General features: G+C 46.2%; 17 protein-coding genes. 5 read left to right on the top strand and 12 right to left on the bottom strand.

Annotation, left to right across the window (positions count from 1 at the left end; all coding sequences use genetic code 11):
* Positions 1-8 precede the first annotated feature (8 nt).
* Positions 9-629: a glutathione S-transferase family protein gene (locus GCHA_RS04660; protein WP_007985603.1), complete on the bottom strand. Its 621-nt coding sequence runs from the start codon at positions 627-629 to the stop codon at positions 9-11.
* A 425-nt stretch (positions 630-1,054) separates the two neighbouring features.
* Here GCHA_RS04660 and GCHA_RS04655 point away from each other — a divergent pair, with 425 nt between their 5' ends.
* Both GCHA_RS04655 and GCHA_RS04650 read left to right on the top strand, forming a co-directional pair.
* On the top strand, positions 1,055-1,600 hold the full coding sequence (locus GCHA_RS04655; protein ID WP_007985601.1) for a TetR/AcrR family transcriptional regulator: 546 nt from the start codon (positions 1,055-1,057) through the stop codon (positions 1,598-1,600).
* A gap of 181 nt (positions 1,601-1,781) precedes the next feature.
* Positions 1,782-2,969: an MFS transporter gene (locus GCHA_RS04650; RefSeq protein ID WP_007985600.1), complete on the top strand. Its 1,188-nt coding sequence runs from the start codon at positions 1,782-1,784 to the stop codon at positions 2,967-2,969.
* 154 nt (positions 2,970-3,123) lie between these two features.
* Here the strand turns inward: GCHA_RS04650 and GCHA_RS04645 are convergent, their stop codons facing one another.
* The 3 genes from GCHA_RS04645 to GCHA_RS04635 are packed head-to-tail and all read right to left on the bottom strand — an operon-like array spanning position 3,124 to position 8,937.
* Positions 3,124-4,506: an efflux transporter outer membrane subunit gene (locus GCHA_RS04645; protein ID WP_007985598.1), complete on the bottom strand. Its 1,383-nt coding sequence runs from the start codon at positions 4,504-4,506 to the stop codon at positions 3,124-3,126.
* On the bottom strand, positions 4,499-7,678 hold the full coding sequence (locus GCHA_RS04640) for an efflux RND transporter permease subunit (protein ID WP_007985597.1): 3,180 nt from the start codon (positions 7,676-7,678) through the stop codon (positions 4,499-4,501). Before GCHA_RS04640 ends, GCHA_RS04645 begins: the two co-directional genes overlap by 8 nt.
* 11 nt (positions 7,679-7,689) lie before the next feature.
* Positions 7,690-8,937 carry an efflux RND transporter periplasmic adaptor subunit gene (locus GCHA_RS04635; RefSeq protein ID WP_007985596.1) on the bottom strand — a complete coding sequence of 416 codons (1,248 nt, stop codon included), beginning with the start codon at positions 8,935-8,937 and terminating at the stop codon, positions 7,690-7,692.
* A gap of 684 nt (positions 8,938-9,621) precedes the next feature.
* On the opposite strand from GCHA_RS04635, the gene GCHA_RS04630 reads away from it, so the two are divergent.
* The gene (locus GCHA_RS04630; protein WP_007985595.1) at positions 9,622-10,236 is read left to right on the top strand and encodes a TetR/AcrR family transcriptional regulator; all 615 of its coding nucleotides are present in this window, start codon (positions 9,622-9,624) and stop codon (positions 10,234-10,236) included.
* Positions 10,237-10,282: 46 nt separating this feature from the next.
* Here the strand turns inward: GCHA_RS04630 and GCHA_RS04625 are convergent, their stop codons facing one another.
* The gene (locus tag GCHA_RS04625) at positions 10,283-11,026 is read right to left on the bottom strand and encodes a hypothetical protein (RefSeq protein ID WP_007985586.1); all 744 of its coding nucleotides are present in this window, start codon (positions 11,024-11,026) and stop codon (positions 10,283-10,285) included.
* Positions 11,027-11,147: 121 nt separating this feature from the next.
* Here GCHA_RS04625 and GCHA_RS04620 point away from each other — a divergent pair, with 121 nt between their 5' ends.
* Both GCHA_RS04620 and GCHA_RS04615 read left to right on the top strand, forming a co-directional pair.
* Positions 11,148-12,056, top strand: coding sequence for a LysR family transcriptional regulator (locus tag GCHA_RS04620; protein ID WP_007985584.1), 909 nt, complete (start codon positions 11,148-11,150; stop codon positions 12,054-12,056).
* A 275-nt stretch (positions 12,057-12,331) separates the two neighbouring features.
* Positions 12,332-13,294 carry a carbohydrate kinase family protein gene (locus GCHA_RS04615; RefSeq protein ID WP_007985582.1) on the top strand — a complete coding sequence of 321 codons (963 nt, stop codon included), beginning with the start codon at positions 12,332-12,334 and terminating at the stop codon, positions 13,292-13,294.
* A 343-nt stretch (positions 13,295-13,637) separates the two neighbouring features.
* Here GCHA_RS04615 and GCHA_RS04610 read toward each other — a convergent pair whose 3' ends face one another.
* From GCHA_RS04610 to GCHA_RS04580, 7 genes are all read right to left on the bottom strand, one after another.
* Positions 13,638-14,597 (bottom strand): sugar-binding transcriptional regulator, encoded by a 960-nt coding sequence (locus GCHA_RS04610; RefSeq protein ID WP_007985577.1) that lies wholly within the window; start codon positions 14,595-14,597, stop codon positions 13,638-13,640.
* Positions 14,598-14,612: 15 nt separating this feature from the next.
* The gene (locus tag GCHA_RS04605) at positions 14,613-15,314 is read right to left on the bottom strand and encodes an HAD family hydrolase (protein ID WP_007985575.1); all 702 of its coding nucleotides are present in this window, start codon (positions 15,312-15,314) and stop codon (positions 14,613-14,615) included.
* Positions 15,315-15,549: 235 nt separating this feature from the next.
* On the bottom strand, positions 15,550-16,557 hold the full coding sequence (locus tag GCHA_RS04600; protein ID WP_007985573.1) for an ABC transporter ATP-binding protein: 1,008 nt from the start codon (positions 16,555-16,557) through the stop codon (positions 15,550-15,552).
* Positions 16,558-16,567: 10 nt separating this feature from the next.
* On the bottom strand, positions 16,568-17,398 hold the full coding sequence (locus GCHA_RS04595) for a carbohydrate ABC transporter permease (protein ID WP_007985562.1): 831 nt from the start codon (positions 17,396-17,398) through the stop codon (positions 16,568-16,570).
* A 2-nt stretch (positions 17,399-17,400) separates the two neighbouring features.
* Positions 17,401-18,273, bottom strand: coding sequence for a carbohydrate ABC transporter permease (locus GCHA_RS04590; protein WP_007985560.1), 873 nt, complete (start codon positions 18,271-18,273; stop codon positions 17,401-17,403).
* Positions 18,274-18,341: 68 nt separating this feature from the next.
* Positions 18,342-19,667: an ABC transporter substrate-binding protein gene (locus tag GCHA_RS04585; RefSeq protein WP_007985558.1), complete on the bottom strand. Its 1,326-nt coding sequence runs from the start codon at positions 19,665-19,667 to the stop codon at positions 18,342-18,344.
* Positions 19,668-19,766: 99 nt separating this feature from the next.
* The gene (locus tag GCHA_RS04580) at positions 19,767-21,176 is read right to left on the bottom strand and encodes a hypothetical protein (RefSeq protein WP_007985555.1); all 1,410 of its coding nucleotides are present in this window, start codon (positions 21,174-21,176) and stop codon (positions 19,767-19,769) included.
* Positions 21,177-21,606 lie beyond the last annotated feature (430 nt).

Here is a 21,606-nt window from a genome sequence, read left to right as displayed (position 1 = left end):
GCGCTGAGCTATGCTGCAATACTAGGGCGCTTTGCTACGCGTTCGTACCATGCTTGTAAATGTGTTAAATCGCCAGGAATGCTGACATTACAAAATCCACCGAAGACCAGTCCGCACCACAGAGTAATATCCGCCATGGTAAACGCTTCTCCAGCTACATAGGGTTGTTCAGCCAATATATTATCAAAGTAAGCCAAGCCTGCGAGTGCTCGGGTATGCTGCTTTTGTCCCCAGTCAATATTTTGATAGGTTTCCAATGCAGGGCCTAAACCATCAGTCGCGTGATGAAAGTAGGTGGCAATAGCATCAAGCACTTGGGTTTCTGCGCGGCGCTGCATCATACTTATCACTGCCCGTTCTTTGGCCGTTTCGCCAGTTAGGGAGGGGCCGGCAAAGTGATGATCTATGTATTCGGTAATGGCTGTGCATTCAGCGATATAAGTACCATCGTCTAATTCCAACACAGGTACACCGGCAAAGGGATTTTTATTTAAGAATGCCTCGCGTCTATGCTCACCGTTCATTACATCTACCGGATGAAAGGTGACCGCATCGAGAGCATTTTTCTCTGCCAATGCAATACGTACCCGAAGGGGGTTTGGAAAGTTTTCTACGTCATAAATGATCATGCTTGTCTCTCTTAGGCTTTGTTTTAAAGCTGGGTTAACGTTTGGTAATTTCGATAAAGTCACATAGGCATCATGAATATCTTTTTGATGAGCGTTAAAAGATACTTTGTATTTTATCTATCTACTGGTAGGTAGTTATAAAGATCTGTGTAAAACCTGTCAAGGTTTTTCAGTTAAGGTATTTTATAAAAGCGAGAGGTCTGTAATTTTTAACGAATCTTTTCAAAGAGTTAGGTTTGTTAAAACCCCAGCGATTATTTTCATGGCTATAAAGCCAGCAATGCAGCTGCACAGGCTAATATCCCATTTAAGTATCTATTTAATTTACTGCAGTTTATTAACAACAAAAGCCATGAAACAGGCATGGTAGCCTTGGCTTGTGCCTATTTACCTACTGATAGATAATGCCCGAAACAGGAGCATATATGAGCAAGAAACAGCAACTACTTAAAGCGGCAGAAGCGAAGGTACGAACCGGCGGATATAGCAATTTTAGTTTTCGTGAGCTAGCAGATGAGATAGGCATTAAAAGTTCTAGCGTGCATTATCACTTTCCCACGAAAGCGGATTTAGGCGCTGAGTTAGCCCGTCAGTACACAGACAATTTCTTAACCAATTTAGGTGATCCTAAAATACTTATTGCTGATGGTAAAAAGCCTATTGAAGTGTATTTGCAGCAATTTCAATGTGCACTCACCCAAGACAAAAAAATGTGCCTCTGCGGTTTGCTAGGTGCTGAAACAGACGGCCTGCCAGAGAAAGTTAAAGCGCAAACTCAGCGGTTCTTTGAACAAAATATTGAGTGGTTGACCCAAGCGTATCAACAAGCGGATGGTGCTTCTGAGCAAGCAGCGAACGCGCAAGCTATTGCGACCTTGTCTTTGCTTGAAGGCGCTATGTTGGTTAGCAAGGCCATGAACGATACCGCCATTTTTGTTACCGCCAGTGCTGGGCTACTCGCCACACGCTAAATAGTAAAATTCACCCCATAAGGCGACTATCGTTAGGCCTATTGTTGTTTATTTCGATAAAGTATTTTGCAATTACTGGTGTTTTTCACAATAATTTATAACGGCATACTACTGCGTAAATTCACTGCTCGTCTTGTTATTTCACAAGACGGCGTTTTTAGAATCATTACGGAGTCTTACTATGCCACTTGCTCTATGGGCCTTAACTTTAAGTGCCTTCGCTATTGGTACCACCGAATTTGTTATTGTCGGGCTGGTACCTACTATCGCTCAAGACCTGAGCGTATCACTACCTTCTGCTGGCCTGTTGGTCAGTCTTTACGCCTTAGGTGTTGCTATTGGCGCGCCAGTGCTAACCGCTTTAACCGGTCGCTGGAACCGTAAAGTTGTGTTACTCGCGCTTATGTCTTTGTTTATCGGGGGCAATATTCTGGCGTGGCTAGCGCCAAGCTATGAGTCTTTGATTACCGCACGTATTCTTACTGGCCTTGCTCACGGGGTGTTTTTCTCAATTGGCTCAACCATAGCCACAAGCTTGGTCAGCAAAGACAAAGAAGCCAGCGCGATCGCTATTATGTTCACGGGTTTGACCGTTGCTTTAGTAACAGGTGTGCCATTAGGTACTTGGATAGGGCAAATGTTCGGATGGCGCGCAACGTTTTTAATTGTCGCTTTACTCGGATTAGTTGCGCTTATCGGCAGCGCTATTTTACTGCCAAATAAGCTGAAAAAATCTGCACCAGCCACGATTGCTCAGCAATTAAAAGTACTGACTCAGCCACGATTACTCTTGGTATACGCTATGACAGCAGTGGGTTATGGTGGCACATTTGTCGCCTTTACCTACCTTGCACCTATGCTGCAACAAGTGTCAGGCTTTTCGGCTAGTGCCATAAGCTTAATACTCTTGGTATACGGGGTGTCAGTGGCATTTGGCAATATCTGGGGGGGTAAACTTGCAGATAAACACGGCCCAGTCAAAGCCTTGCAGTTTATTTTCGCAGCGCTGGCACTGGTGCTGTTTATTTTTACCTTTACCGCAGGCAACCCAATTACTGCCGTACTAACCGTATTAGTCTGGGGAGCGTTCGCATTTGGTAACGTGCCAGGCTTGCAGGTGTACGTGGTGCAACTGGCCGAAAAGCACTCACCAAACGCGGTAGATGTAGCTTCAGGGCTAAACATTGCAGCATTTAATGTGGGTATTGCGATAGGCTCAATTATCGGTGGTAGCGTGGTAGAAAACATGCAACTTACTGATACACCTTGGATAGGTGGGTTGATCGTTGTGTTTGCATGGCTACTAACGTCGTGGTCGGGCTCGCTTGATAAGAAGCAAGCTCCAGTGACTCAAGCGCAAGCAATGTAAAATAAATAGCAGTCACACAAAAGCCGGAGTTCGCTCCGGCTTTTGTGTTGCGTTCTCACTATTTGAAAGGGAACAACCATTACTACATAGCGACGCCTTAATCAAAAACCGCTGGACGCATTCTGAGGCGGTCACTTATTAATGCGGATTGGTATTAAATAACGCTGATCCCGCCACCGAATGCACGGTAAATATCCACTAAGCGGTTAAAGCTTTGCTGTTCTTGCACGGCTAGTTGTTCTCGGCTTTGCAAGGCATCACGCTGGGCTTCTAACAATTCCAAAAACTCGCCGCTACCGGCTTCAAATCGCTGGCGGGCTAATATCATCGCTCTTTCACTAGCTTGCCATTGGTGTTCAGTGCTTTGTTGCTGCTGGCGGCTGAAGTTATAGCTTTGCAATGAAAACTGCATGTCGGCTAGCGCATCAAACACTTGTTGTTCGAACTGGGCTAAGGCGATATCAGAATTAGCTTCTGCTTGGCGGATACGCGCCTTTATCGAACCTAAATCAGCTGCTTGCCAGCTGATAGTCGGGGCAACACTCCAGCTTTTGGTGTCGCCGCCTAAGGTTAAGCCTGGCCCAGACAAAAAGCCTAAAAAGCCGCTTACAGATACATTCGGGTATAAGTCAGCGGTTGCCACGCCAATGCGCGCAGTACTTGCGGCTAACGCCCGTTCTGAACTTGCAACATCAGCCCGATAGCGCAAATAGTTTTCACCGGGTACCAAGGCCACGGGCTTTGATAGCTGGGGTAACTCTGGCTCTGTGCTAAGGGCAAGTTCACCTGGTTTTTTGGCCAAAAGTGCTGACAGTGTGGCCTCGGCTCTGGCAAGCAAGTTACGCATTTGTGGCACACTGGCTTCAACTTGAAAGACTTGAGCATCAATGCGCGCCATTTCAAGTTCTGAGGCAAACCCAGCCTGAAAACGCGCTTTTACGATAGTGCGTGTTTGGCGCAAGTTAGCTAAGTTTTGCTCCGCGACTTTTAATCTGAACTGGGCACCACGATAGTCACCATAGGTGGCAGCCACTTGGCTGATAATTTGTAACTGAGCGTCATGCCACAGAATATCAGCTTGCTCGGCTTCAGCCAGTGATGCTTCTATAGCTCGGCGTACCTTGCCAAACAGGTCCACATCCCAGGTTAAATTAGCGCCTGCGTTATAACCACGGGCAATGGTATCGTCGTCAGATTCGAGCACAGTAATGTTCTTTCCCGCCTCGTAGCCTGCGTTTAACGAGCCTTTTGGCAACAAGTCATTATCGCTATCCCGAAATATGGCATAGGCGCGCAGCACGTTGGCTTGTGCTTGAAATAACGTGCGGTTTTCTTTCAACGCTTGGTCAATCAGCTGATTTAAGTCTTCATCACCAAAAGCGTTCCACCAGTTGGTGAGCTTCTCTGCTTGCTCATAAGCGCTAGCTAATTCAATGTTATTTGCTTTGGTTGGGGCTTGGTAATCAGGCCCTACAGCACAGGCAGCAAGGGCTGAGATCAGCCCAGCCAGTGTGCCGATTTTCAAGATGTTACCCATGGTCAGCCTCCTGTTTAGCGTTGTTTTTTATAGGTAATTGGTGAGATTTACGCTCGCCGCGCTTAGCGAGCACATAGTAAAATAATGGGGTGAGTAGTAGGCCAAACACGGTGACCCCTATCATGCCTGAGAACACAGCAACCCCCATGGCTTGACGCATCTCTGCACCCGCACCGCTTGAGAACACCATAGGCACCACGCCCATGATAAAGGCGATGGACGTCATCAAAATGGGGCGCAAACGTAAGCGGCCGGCTTCAAGAATGGCTTCGTAAGCGGTTCTGCCTTCGTCTTGCAATTCTTTCGCGAATTCAACGATAAGGATCGCGTTTTTTGTCGCCAGCCCCACCAGTACAATAAAGCCAATTTGGGTAAAGATATTGTTGTCGCCCCCTGCGATAAGCACACCGCTTAATGCCGACAGTAGCGTCATCGGGATAATCAAAATGATTGCCAGCGGTAAGCTCAAACTCTCGTACTGGGCCGCCAATACCAAGAACACCAACAGGATGATCAACGGGAAGATATACATGCCCGCATTGCCTGCCAGTATTTGTTGATAGGTGAGTTCGGTCCACTCGTAGGTCATGCCGTTGGGTAAGGTTTCAGCTAATATCTTTTCAATCGCTGCTTGTGCTTCGCCTGAACTGTAACCCGGCGCTGCACCACCGTTGATTTCAGCCGTGGTAAAGCCGTTGTAATGCATAACGCGATCAGGGCCTGCGGTATTGTTTACATTAATGAACGACCCGATAGGCACCATATCGCCGTTGTTGTTACGCACTTTGAGCTGCGCTATTTGTTCTGGGGTTTGTCTGAATTGCTCGTCAGCTTGCACGTTCACCTGATAAGTACGACCAAACTGATTAAAGTCATTGGCGTACACCGAGCCCATATAACCTTGTAAGGTGGTAAACAGCTCATCCAAAGAAACCGACTGCTGTTTAGCCTTGGTGCGGTCAATGTCTACATCAAGTTGCGGAACATTAATTTGATAGCTAGAGAACACGCCAGCTAATTCGGGCGTAGCCCACGCTTTTTGCATCACTTGCATGGTGACCTTATACAGCTCGTCGTAACCATAGTTAGCGCGGTCTTGAATTTGCAGTCTAAAGCCGCCTATGGTGCCTAAACCTTGTACTGGCGGCGGCGGGAAGATAGCGATGTAGGCATCTTCAATGGCGGCAAATTTTTGATTCAGTGCCGCGGCAATCGCCCCAGCTGATAATGATGGGTCTGTGCGATCGGCAAAGTCATCCAGTGGTGTAAATACTATTCCGCTGTTGGTGCTGTTGGTAAAACCATTGATACTCAAGCCAGGAAAAGCAACAGAGTTAGACACACCGGGCTGTTCAAGGGCGATACGGGACATTTCTTTAATCACTTCTTCTGTGCGATCAAGTGATGCTGCATCTGGTAACTGGGCAAATGCCACCAGATATTGCTTGTCTTGTCCTGGCACATAACCTGTTGGGGTGGTGGCAAATTGCAAGCCGGTCAAACCCACTAAACCGATGTAAATCACGCCGACTAATAGGCCAAAACGCAGCACTTTTTTCACAACCCAGCCGTAGCCGTCTGACAAGCGAGCGAAGAAACGATTAAACGGGTTAAATAACCAGCCGCCGAGCAGTTTGTCCATACCTCGGGTGAGGGCGTCTTTCTTGCTATCGTGGCCTTTAAGTAGCAAAGCTGACAAGGCAGGGCTTAGGGTGAGCGAGTTGATTGCCGAGATAAAGGTCGAAATTGTGATAGTCAGCGCGAATTGCTTGTAAAACTGACCAGTCAAACCAGACATAAACGCCGTTGGGATAAACACTGCTGCCAATACCAAGGTGGTGGCAACGATAGGGCCTGTTACTTCTTTCATCGCTTTTTGTGTTGCAGCAACTGGCGATAAACCATCTGCGATATTTCGCTCAACGTTTTCCACCACGACAATCGCGTCATCGACCACGATCCCGATGGCAAGTACCAAACCAAACAAGGATAAGGCGTTCAGTGAAAAGCCCAGTAAATGCATAAAGGCAAAGGTGCCCACTAACGATACTGGCACAGCAACTAATGGAATAATCGAGGCGCGCCATGTTTGTAAAAATAGCACCACGACTAAAACCACTAATAAAACGGCCTCAAACAGGGTTTTAACCACAGCTTCAATAGAGCCGCGCACAAACACTGTGGGGTCGTAAACAATGTCGTAACTCAAGCCTTCAGGAAAGGTTTTTGATAGCTCAGCCATTTTGCTGCGCACATCATCGGAAATTTGAATCGCATTGGACCCTGACGCCTGAAATACCGGCATTGCGGCAGCGTCTTTGTTGTCTAGCATCGAGCGAAGCGCATAAGTAGAGGCGCCAAGTTCAACGCGGGCGACATCTTTAAGGCGACTAATTTGCCCCTGTTCGCCTACTTTAATAATGATGTCTTCAAACTCTTCAACGTCAGTCAAACGACCTTTAACATTGATTAAAAGTTGAAAGTCACTGTCACCACTGGGCTGTGCGCCAAGGCTACCGGCGGCAGCTTGTTGGTTTTGCTCACGAATCGCTGACACGATATTGCTTGGGGATAACCCTAAAGCAGCCACTTTGTTTGGATCTAACCAAACGCGCATACTGTAGTCGCCAGCACCAAACACCCGCACTTGTCCTACGCCTTCGATACGAGCCAATTCATCTTTAACGTTAAGCACGGCGTAGTTTGATAAATACAACATATCGTATCGCTCGTCAGGTGAGGTTAAATGCACCACCATGGTTAAATCTGGGGAAGATTTCTCAGTGACTATGCCTAAACGTTGTACTTCTTCTGGTAAGCGCGGCTTAGCACGCTCAACTCGGCTTTGAACCTGGGTTTGGGCTAAATCCACATCGCTACCAATGGCAAACGTGATGGTCAGGGTCATGGTGCCATCAGACGTGGCTTGAGAAGACATGTACAACATGTTTTCAACCCCGTTGATCTCTTGTTCAAGGGGGGAAGCAACCGTTTCGGCAATCACCTTAGGGTTGGCACCTGGGTAGTTAGCGGTAACGACCACAGTCGGTGGTACTACTTCTGGATATTCGGTAATCGGTAGTTGCCATACAGAGATGGCCCCTACGATAAAGAAAATCAGCGAGATAACCGCCGCAAAAATAGGGCGGCGTATAAAAAACTGCGAAAACATGAGAGGCTCCGTTAACCGCGATCAGCAAACGTTTCGTCGGCTTGTGCCGTCAATTCATTGCTGGTTTGGTCGAGTAATTTCTGTTGCTGGCGAAGGGCGGTCAGTGCCTCAATGGAGGTCATTTCTACTAATTTAGGTTGAATCTGCATATTCGGGCGAACACGTTGTAAGCCATTGACCACTATGGTTTCTTCAGGCGCTAAACCATCAGTGACTATGCGTAAACCGTTGACTTTTTCACCTAGTACCACATTTCGGTATTCAAGTTGGTTGTCTTGGTTCACGACCAATACAAACTTGCGATTGAGATCTGTTCCAACCGCTTTTTCATCGATCAAAATGCCTTGATATGAGTTACTGCCAGTCAGTTTAATCCGTGCAAATAAGCCCGGTAGTAAAGAGTGCTCTTGGTTGGCGAAAGACGCACGAATGCGGATCGTGCCAGTGGTTTGATTAACCGCGTTATCCACAAAATCAATGCTGCCCGTGTGCTCGAAGTTCGCTTCGCTGGCCAGTGCCATATAGACAGGGTTGGCATTATCATCTCGGGTACTTGAACGCTGTCCTGACTCAGCCAATTGGGCGTACTTTAAGTAAGTTTGTTCGTCTACATCAAAGTAGGCGTACATCTTGTCCATTGATACCAAGCTCGTAAGCTGGCTTTGTCCGGCGGTGACAAAGTTACCCTCAGTGATAAGGGCATAAGATACCCGACCTGAGATAGGCGCCGTGACTTGAGTGTAAGACAAATCAAGCTCTGCGCGCTCTAATGCGGCAGAAACCGATGCCACAGTGGCCGATGTTTGTTGCTTGCGGGCTAAGCGACCGTCAAGTATTTCAACTGAAACTGCTCGTTGCTCGCTTAACGTTTTCGCACGTTCAAAATCATTTAGTGCTTGGGTATAGGCACTTTTAGCACTGAGTAACTCTGCTTTTAAACGGTCAACTTCTGCTTTAAAGGCACGGGGGTCTATTTGAAATAGCACTTCACCTTTGTTGACCACTGCGCCTTCTTCAAATAGTACATTTTCGATATATCCTGATACACGCGGGATCAACGTCACGGTTTGCGGAGCTTGTAAACGGCCAGTGAACTCGTCCCATTCAGTGATACGCTCATTTACTACTTTCGCTACGCTGACTTGCGGCGCTACGGGGGCAACAGGTTGATTTGATTCGTCTGGGTTGCCACAAGCAACCAACACGACGCTGGCGATCCCACCTAGTAGCCAATTTTTGACAATGTGTTTTGTGCTCATGAGATTCATTTCCTCTGATTTAACCTTGTTCACGACGACGTTCTAATAGAATTTGCTATTTATGTACTGGTCGGTAAGAATATAGATGCGCAGCATTTAGTCAATATATTTTTGTACCGGTCGGTAATTTAATTTTGATCTAATTAATAATGGATTTTTATAGCCCCCGAAGTCACGGGGATAAATAGGATTGATAGCATGCTAAAATTTGAACTTTGATTTGTTTCAACAGACTAATACCAATCCGCATTAATAAGTGGCCGCCTCAGAATGCGTCCAGCGGTTTTTGATTAAGGCGTCGCTATGTAGTAATGGTTGTTCCCTTTCAAATAGTGAGAACGCAGAGCAAAAGCCGCTGGGGCATTCCTTGCAGGCGAGTTTTAAAAGGGCTTACACTGCGTTGCATGACTTCGAAAGAGAACAACTATTCATTCAGTCATGCGCCTTGTTTAAGCCCTTTTAAACTCTCGCTGAGTCATCACTTATTAACGTGGAATGGTATAAGCACGAGGTACATAGTACGCAGTTAAAGCGACATTCTGAATGTCGAAAACTTCAGCTTTATTGCCTAATTCTACGAATACAATAAATGGTCTGTATTGTACTAAAGAGTATATAACCCCATATAGACAAGGGTTAATTAGCTGTTTACTATGTGAGCATAATGACATCAGGAGCAAAAAAATGAGTGCTGTTAGTTGTACTGCCGCTGTGGGGCGACCACGGGCATTTGACATGCAAACCGCCCTTGAAAAAGCGTTAGACGTTTTTTGGACCAAAGGTTATGACGGCGCATCTTTGTCTGATTTAACCTCTGCCATGGGAATAAATAAACCCAGCTTGTACTCTGCATTTGGTAACAAAGAGCAGTTGTTTTTAAAGGCTATCGAGTTCTACGAGAACCGTCCTTGTAGCTTTTTTAAGCCGGCTTTAGAGCAGCCAACTGCTTACCAAGTGGCTGAAACGATGTTGATTGGCGCGGCAAAAAATATGTCCGATGCGTCTCATCCTCAAGGCTGCGTTATGGTGCAGGGCGCATTGGCCTGCAGTGAAGCGGCCTCTGGGGTAAAAGAAGTGCTAACCCAGCGCCGACAAAAAAGTGAAGAAGATTTGCGCGAGCGCTTAGAATTGGCGATCGCGCAGAAAGATTTACCCAGTGACACCGATGCCGCCGCGTTATCTCGTTACTTATGCACGGTTATCAATGGTATAGCCATTCAAGCCAGCAGTGGCGCGACCGAAGCACAGTTAGTTGAAGTGGCAAATATGGCGCTGGCTAGCTTTCCAAAAGGTGAGTGATATTTAACCCCCAGCTCACGTCGTTGAGGTGGGGTTTTGTTGCGTTCTACTGAGCAAAATCTTGTACTTCTAAATACGCTGGTGGCGCAAAGCAATGGGACAAATACTGAAACGTTCGTTGCCAGTCATAGCTATCTTGTTCTTTTATCTCACTGATGCCAATACACGCTGTCGCTTGTTTCGGCTGTGAGCTCTGGTGATGTGTGAGCCACAGTGCATCGAAAGAGGGGCGCGAGGTAATTTGATGCACTATCAATGTTTCGCTTTCGTTAAGTTCAACCTGAACAAAGCGTGGTTGGTTCGCTTGCTCAAGTACAATTTTCTCGCGATAAATAGGTTTTACAAAGGTAATTTCGCTGCTAAATAGCGCTTCTCCGCCTCTCTCAAAATGTCCCTGATATACGGTCGCTTTCACCTTAAAAGTGTCACCTTTGATCAGGCGATGTAAATCAAACGGCTCAGGTTTTATGGTAAGTAAGCCATGCTTTTTCAAAGCACTAACAGCCTTCGACGTTTCGTTTGGCTGGGATTTTAACCCGTTCGCTGACAAGCTCTTGATTATCCTCAACTGATAGACAAGCTGATAATCATGGGGCGGGGTATATAACGGCAGGTGATGCCCGTATGCGCTACCATCTTGAGCAAACAGTAAGGCCATTCCATGAACACCGATATAATGCCCATGCGCTATGTGCTCGGTTTTTGGCAAACTGTCAGGTGAGTTAGCGGCCAAGCTCATACCAGGCGTGATAACGAGCAGATACAATAGCCAGATCGAAAAATGTTGCATGGCACTCTTTCCTTTAGATGACGGTGAATAACACTGCTTACAGTAGCCTGAACTTTAGTGTCGATAAATAGACAAAAGTCGTATTATCATATCCGCATTGGAAACAAAAAGAGTGACAAACATGGATATTGATGACTTGCGTAAAATTATTCATGTGGCCAAAACACAGAACTTGCAGCACAGTGCCAAAGCCCTTGTCACGTCAGCGGGTGCACTATCTAAAATCGTTAAAAAAACGGAAAAATCGCTGAATACGCAGCTATTTGATCGTATCGGGCGAAATATTAAGTTGAATGAGCAAGGGCGTATTTTTGTTCTGCATGCAGCTAACCTGGTTCATGATAGCGATCAACTTTTGAGTCACTTTGCGGCTAAACAAACTCGTCACAGTATGCAGATCAGTGGGCCGAGTATTATTCAAGATTACTGGCTTGAGCGGATCCTGCCGAGCGCCGTTTGTGAGCAATTTTATATTCATGTTGATAACTGTTACGAAGGTGAAGCCCTGACAAAAGTGAAGCATGGCTTAGCGCAATTGGGGTTTGTGACCGGTGAGGCGCTACATAATGTCGAAAACAGCGAGGTGCAACGAATACATTTAGCTAGGGTGCATTTTGCCTTGGCTATTTCAGACCAACATGCTGATTATGCAGAGCTTGTGAGTGATCTTACCCTAGAGCAATTCACACGTTTGGCTTTTGCATGCCCCAAAAACTCTGCGTTTTGTGGGTTGCAGCGCGGTGTTGGATCAGACGGCTGGCGCGATGATCAATTGCCGCGCAACATTCAGTTTCGTTTTAACGACTTGCATCCTTTACTGGCCATGGTGAAACGCGGCGTAGCAGCGGCGTATTTACCTGAATATGTGATTCAACATCAAGGGTTAAACGCCTTTGGGAGTAGTCAATTTCAGCAGGAAATGACACGCCCTTTCGAAGATATTTATCTTATTTGGAAGCCGACGCTCGCCCCAGGGTGGTTGAATGCATTACTGGAAAAAATCACTGCAAATTTAGCCGCGTCCCAGTAAACGTTATAAAGTCATAAATTATATCAAATTAGCGGTAATCAAAGGGCTACAAGGATGTTAATTGGCCGTTGGTTTGCGTATAATCAGGCCTTTGCACACCACGAAAAACGCATTCTTTGTGGATTGGTTTCAGTGCAGGGCTGAGGATCGCTCGCGAAGCATTTATGGCTGTGTATGAGCAACGTTAAAACAAGAGAGCATGACAGGCGTTCGTGTTGTTTCTTGTGTTTCTCATCAAACCAACTTTATTCAATTATTTAATACGGAAAGAGACTATGAAGGTTATTTGCATTGGTGAAATGCTCATCGATTTTGTATGTACAGATACCAATAAAGGTTTGGTAAACGGCGTTAATTACGTAAAAAAATCCGGTGGTGCACCGGCCAATGTGGCAGCCTGTATTGGTAGGTTAGGCGGCGAGCCCATTTTAGTCGGCTCAGTGGGTAATGACCCTTTTGGTGAATTTCTGATTGAAGAAGTAAAAGGGTATTCAGTAAACACTGACCATGTAGCATCTTTGGCCTCTTCTACTACCTTGGCATTTGTTTCGTTAGGGGACAATGGCGAGCGCGAGTTTGCCTTCAACCGTGGTGCTGACGAACAACTGAATTTAGATGACAGCACAATCAACACTTTGCTTGATGACTCGATTTTGCATTTAGGCTCGGCTACCGCGTTATTGGGCGGCGAGCTTGGCGATAGTTATTTGCGTCTTGCTGAACAGGGCAAAGCGAATGGCAATATCATTTGTTTTGATCCGAATTTCAGAATTGATTTATGGCGCGGGCGCGAAGAGCAGTTTAAAACAATTTGTAATCGCTATTTCGCCTTAGCGGATATTGTTAAGGTCAGCGACGAAGAGCTAGTACTTCTTTCTGGGCAGAGCGATATGGCGGCAGGTTGCCAACATTTTCATGACTTAGGCGTTAAAGTGGTGCTGGTTACTTTGGGCCCAGACGGATGCCTGATTTCACAAAATTCTCAGCAATACATAGTGCCTGCGTATGAAATCAATGCCGTTGATACCACAGGAGCAGGTGACTCATTCATCGGTGCTATTTTATTCCAAATGGCCAACAGCCAGCCAGGGGATAACTTCTTCCAAGACGAATTTAAAGGGTTTATCGAGTTCGCGGGCAAAGTCAGCGGTTTGGTATGCGCCAAAATTGGTGCAATGACAGCATTACCGACCTTGTCTGAAGTAAACGGTATGACCTTTGTGGTAAAAAACAAATAATGATTTAGCGTTACGCTAAATCGAATCAACAAAAAAGGGACCATGTGGTCCCTTTTCTATGTGCGGCTGTTACCTTTTATACCATTCCACGTTAATAAGTGATCACTCAGCGAGAGTTTAAAAGGGCTTAAACAAGGCGCATGACTGAATGAATAGTTGTTCTCTTTCGAAGTCATGCAACGCAGTGTAAGCCCTTTTAAAACTCGCCTGCAAGGAATGCCCCAGCGGCTTTTGCTCTGCGTTCTCACTATTTGAAAGGGAACAACCATTACTACATAGCGACGCCTTAATCAAAAACCGCTGGACGCATTCTGAGGCGGTCACTTATTAATGCGGATTGGTATTAATCGATGCTGAGTATTCGCTCTGCGGTGTATTCGTTGGTGATCAACGAGTTAACCAGCTTTGAGCGCAGTACGCCTAGTATGGCATACACCTTTTCTTCACCAGCCGCTAAAGCAAAAACCGGCTTTTCTGATGCCACCAACAATGGCGTACTGGCCACTCGTTGATTAATAGCGCAATCGAGTAATTGGCCATTTTTATCAAATACCCAACTGATCATTTCACCAACCGCCCCGCCAGATTGTAATTCTTCTAGCTCACTTGGGGTCACGAAACCATCTAAGTGTAGCGGGGAGTTAGTCCCTAAATTGCCAACGCCTACAAAGGTGACATCCGCTTGTTGCGCCAATTGCATATTTTGCGAAATGTGCGGCATGGCGTGTAATTGATTTTTAGCTTTTACCGTTTCCGGTAAGACGGGCAGTGGCATAGGGTAATGCTTGGCGTTAACACGTTCGGCCATTCGCACTACAACATCATAGGGTGATGCAGAACCGTCAGATGCCATATTGCCCAATAACGCGACCACTTTATGCTCGGGGCAATTCAGCGGAGCGAGTTCATCGACGCAGGCTCTCAGTACGCGGCCTGTGCCCATGGCCAGTGTTTTGGGTTTAGAGGATTTTAAATGACGCTCAATTTCATTCGCACCAGCTTGGGCTAACCCAACGGTAGAAGAAGGATCGCTTGGGTCGCTGGGCACCACTTCGCAAGTTTGCAAACCAAAACGGTTGGCAATTTTATCAGCCAAATCCATGCACTTTGCAATAGGGTGGTCGAGGCGAACTTTGACCAGTTTTTCACTGACAGACAAAGCAACCATGCGCTGGGCTGATTGACGAGATACGCCTAGTTTTTTAGCGATTTCGTCTTGGGTATTGCCGGCAACGTAATACATCCAACCGGCTCTGGCGGCGTCATCTAGTCGTCTATTTTCGGCATTGGAAAGCTTAACCACGGATACCTCTCAGTCTCAATATGTTGTTGTTAATTCGGGAGCAAGGGCATAAAGATCTTGCCACTGGCTAATAGTGGTAACATCGTCCGTAAGCGGGTCGATAGCTCTGCGCCAAGGTTCCATATGGCTTGCGCCAGCATAGCGGATAACCTGCATGCTCGCTGCTTTTGCCCCTTGAATTCCAGCGGGAGAATCTTCAATGACCAAGCAATGCTTGGCATCAACGCCCATATTTTTGGCAGCATGTAAGAATAAATCTGGGGCGGGCTTACCATTTTTGACTTGCGACGCAGTGAAAATATGCGGCGCAAAGTATTGGTCTAATCCGGTAACTTTCATCGCATGGCCAACACGGGTAGGTGAGCTACTGGTGGCAATACAGCGAGGCACTGCTAATGAATTGAGCAGGTCTTTTAGCCCTAAGGTAGGTTGCAACTCGGCGGTAAAAGCGGCAATCAAGGCTTTTTGATATTCAGGTCGAAACGTGTCAGGTAAAGCCACACCGAAGTCTTGGTAAATTTTGGCAGTTACGTGTTCGAAGCTATGGCCAAGAAAGTGCGCTTCAAAATAGTCGTCGGTGATATTCACGCCTAACGTTTTAAGTAGCGCCAGTAATTCGCGTTTGCTCAGTCCTTCGCTGTCAATCAAGACACCATCGCAGTCAAATATGATCAGTTTGATGTCTTTCAGCTCAGGCATTGTGTTCACTAAATCCATGTTGTTACCACGTTTTCTGGGTTAAATAGCGGCTCGGCTTATCTGTCATAAAGGCAATATGCATTTACTTAATAGACGTTAAGTCATTGCTTTTCAGACAAATTGGCCATTGCTCAATAGGCTGACAAATATACGCTTAAAATTCAAATATTCATTAACTGATTTAATGCGAACTTCAGTAGGGCGGCAAAAACGTTACGCTTGGCCGACCTCGCCACTATGCCTACGGCATATTCTAACCGTTGGCTATGGTTTGGCCTTGGCTATCAAAACGCAGAATCTTATTAGGTTGTGCACCCAAATAAACGTCATCACCATAGCGAAGTGCACAGTCACCATTGGCTTTAACCGTTAGGGTATCTGCACCTTCAACTTGTACATGCAAAAAGGTTTCTGATCCCAAGTGTTCAACTACGCCCACTTTACCTTGCCAAAGACCGCCTGACTCAGTGATTTCGATGTGTTCTGGTCTAACACCTAAACAGGTGGCGCCGTCTTCTTGAGGTGTATCTAACTCGATGAAGTTCATTTTAGGTGAACCAATAAAGCCAGCCACAAAGCGGTTTACAGGATATTGGTATAGCTCAAGTGGCGTACCGACTTGTTCGATGACACCCGCGTTGAATACGGCAATTCGATCTGCCATAGTCATTGCTTCAACTTGATCGTGGGTGACGTAAATCATGGTGGTTTTCAGGCTTTTATGTAGCTCTGAAATTTCTAAGCGCATGTTTACCCGCAGCGATGCATCTAAGTTCGATAATGGCTCATCGAATAAAAATGCTGAAGGTTGGCGTACGATGGCACGACCAATGGCCACGCGCTGACGCTGCCCGCCAGAAAGCTGGCCTGGTTTACGGTCTAGGTAATCACCTAAATTCAAAATGCGTGCGGCTGAGGCGATTTTTTCTTCTATCTCAGCAGGGGGCACTTTTGCTCGTTTCAACGGAAAAGCAATGTTGTTGCGTACCGACATATGTGGGTACAAAGCATAAGATTGAAACACCATCGCAAGGCCGCGTTTAGCCGGTGGTGTGCTGGTGGCATCTTGGCCGTCAATTTCAATGTTACCGCTGGTGGTATCTTCTAAGCCGGCGATCATGCGTAGCAAGGTTGATTTGCCACAGCCCGATGGCCCAACAAAAACGATAAACTCGCCGTCTCTGATCTCTAAATCGAGCGGTTTAATGACATTCACTTCGTCAAAGCTTTTGGTTACTTGTTTTAAGGTAATACTGCCCATGATAATTCTCCTATTTCACCGCGCCGAAGGTTAATCCGCGTACGAGTTGTTTTTGGCTGAACCAACCAAGTATCAGTATTGGGGCGATTGCCATCGCTGATGCGGCTGATAGTTTGGCGTAAAATAAGCCCTCAGGGCTTGAGTAGCTGGCAATAAACGCGGTTAAAGGGGCTGCGTTTGCTGCGGTTAAAATGAGTGTCCAGAATGCTTCATTCCACGCGAGTATCACGTTCAGTAGCAGAGTTGAAGCAATGCCAGGTAATGCTATGGGTAGCAATACGTGGAATATTTCTGCTTTAATGCTTGCGCCATCCATGCGGGATGCTTCAAGTATTTCATTTGGAATTTCGCGAAAGTAGGTGTACAGCATCCACACCATAATCGGTAGGTTAATCAAGGTCATGACTATGACTAAGCCTAATTTAGTATCCAGTAAATCGAAATCACGGAATAACAAGTAAATAGGGATTAACACACCTACAGGTGGCAACATTTTGGTGGAAAGCATCCACATCAATAGGTTCTTAGTACGCTTTGTTTGCACAAACGCCATTGACCATGCAGCGGGTATAGCAATCAATAACCCAATCAAGCTTGACCCGAGCGAAATCACCACTGAATTCCAAAAATGCTCGAAGTAAGGCGAGCGTGCCAACACGTCTTGGTAGTTTTCTAGCGTCCAGTCGAACATAAATAAGCTTGGGCTGGCTGATATGGCTTCTGCTTCCGTTTTAAAACTGGTAAGTAAGGTCCAGAAAATCGGAAAGAAAATAGCGGCGCTTATACTCCACGCCAGTAGGGTGTAAATGATTTTTGATTTATTGCTGCTTTGAATAGCCATGATTAACCCTCTAAGTTCTTGCCAATCAGGCGCATAAGGAAGATAGCCACGATGTTGGCGATAATGACCGCAATGATGCCGCCTGCTGAACCACCGCCTACGTCAAACTGCAACAAGGATTGGGTGTAAATCAGGTACGTAATGTTGGTCGACTCATAGCCTGGGCCGCCGCTAGTGGTGACCAAAATTTCTGCAAAAATCGATAATAAGAAAATCGTTTCAATCAATATCACAGCGGTAACCGCTCGTGATAAATGCGGCAGTACAATGTAAAAGAACTTGCTGAATGGGCCTGCACCATCTAAATCAGCTGCTTCAAGTTGTTCTCTGTCCAGTGACTGAATGGCGGTGAGTAATATCAATGCCGCGAAGGGCAACCACTGCCATGACACGATAATGATGATTGACAGCAAGGGCGCTTGAGAAAAGAAATCTATAGGCTCTATTCCAATGAAGGTCGCAAAGTGAGCGAACAAGCCGTTCACTGGGTTCATTAGCATATTCTTCCATACGAGTGCTGACACAGTAGGCATAACGAAAAACGGTGCGAGTACCATAATGCGTACATAATTACGGCCCCATATGGCTTGGTCGAGCAAAATGGCTAAACCGATACCACCACAAATTGTGATGAGCAACACACCACCGACTAACACTAGGGTGTTAAAAAATGATTCAAAGAAAGCCGGGTCGGTTAAGAAAAACTCATAGTTAAGAAAACCAATGAATTCCTCTGTTCCTGGGCTAAGAAGGTTGTAATCTAAAAACGAGAAATACAAGGTCATGCACAGAGGCACTATCATCCAGGCGAGTAATAAAACCACCGAAGGAAAGAGCATGAACTGCGCTAGCGTACGTGAATGTGTAGTCGCCATAACTGAGTCCCATTACTGAAATAAAAAGCGGGTAAGCACAGCACATTGTGCTTACCCGAACCAAAGCGCTACTTGGGGTAGCGCGCCTTGCGCATTGCGCGGTCTACTAAACGTTGGGCGTTACTGAGAGCTTGCTCTACGGTCATCTTGCCTGCTAATGCGGCAGAGAACTGCTGACCAACGGCGGTGCCAATCCCTTGAAATTCAGGGATAGCAACAAACTGCACACCCACATAAGGAACCGGTTTTACGGTTGGGTTTTTCGGGTCTACCGACTCAATTGAAGCAAGGGTGGTTTCAGCAAAAGGAGCGGCTTCCATGTATTTAGGGTTTTCGTACAGTGATGTACGTGTGCCTGGTGGAACAGCTGCCCAGCCTTTTTCTTTGGCCACTAAAGCTGAATACTCTTTTGAGGTCGCCCAGCTAATGAACTTTTGCGCCGCATCGCTTTTTTGGCTGCTTGATGGTACGGCTAAGGTCCATGCCCATAACCAGTTGCCGCGTTTGCCTAAGCCCATATCGGGTGCCATGGCAAAGCCGACTTTGTCAGCCACTTCAGAGTCTTTCTTGTTGGTTACGAATGCGCCTGCAACGGTGGCATCAATCCACATGCCGCATTTACCGGTTTGAAACAAAGCAAGGTTTTCGTTGAAGCCATTTGATGACGCGCCAGGAGGGCCTGATTCTTCCATCACATCAACATAATATTGCAGCGTGTCTTTCCACTCTTGGGTGTTGAATTGTGGCTTCCAGTTTTCGTCATACCAGCGTGCGCCAAATGAGTTAGACATAGCCGTAATAAGCGCAGTGTTTTCACCCCAACCCGCTTTGCCGCGCAAACAAATACCGTAAACACCGGCTTCTTTGTCGGTCATGGCTTTCGCCGCTTGGCGAATGAACTTCCAGCTTGGCTTAGTCGGCATTTCAAGACCGGCTTTTTCTAGCAAGTCAGTACGGTACATTACCATTGAGCTTTCGCCGTAAAACGGTGCGGCATAAAGCTTGTCATTAATAGACAAACCACTACGAATGGCAGGTAATAGATCCTCTTCGTCGTAATCTTCGCCTAATCCGTCAAGCTCAGTTAGCCAGCCTTGTTTTCCCCAAATCGGCACTTCATACGTGCCTATGGTCATCACATCGTACTGGCCACCTTTGGTTGCCACATCCGTGGTAACACGTTGGCGCAATATGTTTTCTTCTAAGGTGACCCATTTAAGGTCTATGTCAGGGTGCTTAGCTTCAAAATCTGAGCTGAGCTCTTTCATGGTGATCATATCGCCGTTGTTAACCGTTGCGATGGTGATGGTTTCAGCGCTTGCTGAGGCACTGATGGTTAATGCCGCGCTTATGCTAAGCGCGGTGCAAGTTGCTATCGTTATTTTTTTCAACATCGGGCATTCCCCTTATGTTTTCTGTGGGTGACTCACTAAGCGCTGTTTTCAACTGCACGCTTAGTGAAGTGCAAGAAGCCAGCTGTAGCCGGCCAAAACTTAAAACTTAACTGAAATCTCAGACGTGATGCCGTCAAAGCCGGCGCCAATTTGGCCACCAGAGTTGATGCCTTCGTCTTGATCAACATATTCAACTTTCAATAGGGTTCTATCGTTGAACCAGTAACCAGCGGCAACTTGTAAGCGCTCTACTGTGTTGTCTGTTTGGGCAATCAAGTCAGAGGTGTTTTCGGCTTCTCCATAGCGGGCAGCAAGATATAATTTACCTGGAATAATGTAGTGCTGGGCTTCTACGGTCCAATACTCAACAGATGACTCACCTTTGATGACTCTGTTGGAATCAAACGTGGTGCCCTGAGGGTCTGCTACGCCATCGGTGCCGAAATAAGTAATACCGGCAACAGCGTTACCTTCGGTATCTGCAAAGGTATAGTCATCGCTTGATTGTCCTAGCATCAAAATAACGCTGGTATTTGCATTCGGTTGATAAGCTAAGTTTAGCTGAATCGTTGTTTGGTCAAGGCCAGGCATAATACCTACGTGAGTATCACGTTCACTGCTAGGTGAAGCTGAGAAGTTGTAGTTTTCACCGTCGCCAAAGCGATAGTTTGTGGTAGTTAGGCCGTCGAGGCTGGCAACACCGTTTTCAAAGCGTAGTTGGTCGCCTTGATTGGCTTGTAAGAAGTTCAAACCCACTTTAAAGCCACCGGTGAACTCCAAGGTACCTTGAAGAAGGTAGTTAAAACCGCGATCTTCTTGAAATGCTTCACCAAAACTTGAGGTTGTAATGTGGCCCGTCACGTTATAAGCGCGAAGCACACCGCTGTCGAATCGCTCGTTGTAACGCAATTGCGCACCGTTTTCTGCGGTGGCGTAGTCGGTCATCCAGTTACCAATAAGCGCGTTGCCTTGGTTATCAGCACCGTCTTGAAAACCTTTAAATTGGAATGGCGAGCCACCGATATTACCCAAACGTAGGGTCAAATCTGCATTTTCACGCTCGTATTTAGTCAAACCGAACACATCAAACTCGATACCGGCGTAGTCATTGTGAAACGAGAAGTCTCGGTCGCCATTGTTACCAAAGTCATTTGGCTCTTCGGCAATATCGATATCCGCGGTGATGTACTCGTTAACGTGAAACTTAAACATCAAGTTGGCTCTGATACGGCCAAATCCAGCTGATTGCTCTTCATCTACTGGGCGAAACGCGCCTTCTTTCGCCTGAATCGACTGATAGTTTTGCATGGCTAAAAAATTTACATCCACTAAGCCATCAAGGAATGAAGCGGCGTTAACAGGCGCTGATGCGGTCATTACAGCGGCAGCTACTAGGCCTACTTTGCTAAAAAGTGATGCTGAACGGGCATGACTCGCCTTTACGTTAGATGCATTGTGAAAGCGTTTGGTGGCTGTTGAAACTAGTGTTGTCTGTATGTTTTTTAACATCATTGTGTCCTAGTAAAAGTAAATATGTGTGTGGTGGTTAGATTTCCTTAGGAAATCACTTAACGCCGATAAACCCATTAACCATCATTTGATTTAGAGCATAAGCTCTTACGCATCGCTAAAATATATATAATGGGTATATGCCCGACTGGTGAGCATATTCCCAAATTGTTTTAACATCGTCAATTGTTTTTGCTTACAAAAACTTCACATTTCCGCCCATTTTTAAATAATTAGAGGAAGATCAGCGGCTTAACTTTGTTAAAAATGTTGTTTAAATGTGCACTTGCTGTGCGGGTTCGCTTTATTTAACGCTTGCTTAACAGTGACCTTATGTAATAAAGCCTGTTGAATTCTGGTTTTTAAGCCAAGGTGGAATAAGTAAAGTGAGTTGAATCGATATGGGGAGCGAAGGGGCAGCTCGGGGAAA

The sequence above is a fragment of the Paraglaciecola chathamensis S18K6 genome, from assembly GCA_000314955.1.
In the GTDB taxonomy this organism is placed as follows: domain Bacteria; phylum Pseudomonadota; class Gammaproteobacteria; order Enterobacterales; family Alteromonadaceae; genus Paraglaciecola; species Paraglaciecola chathamensis.
Note: the sequence above shows the minus strand (reverse complement) of the source record. Positions and strands in the feature narration are given on the sequence as shown.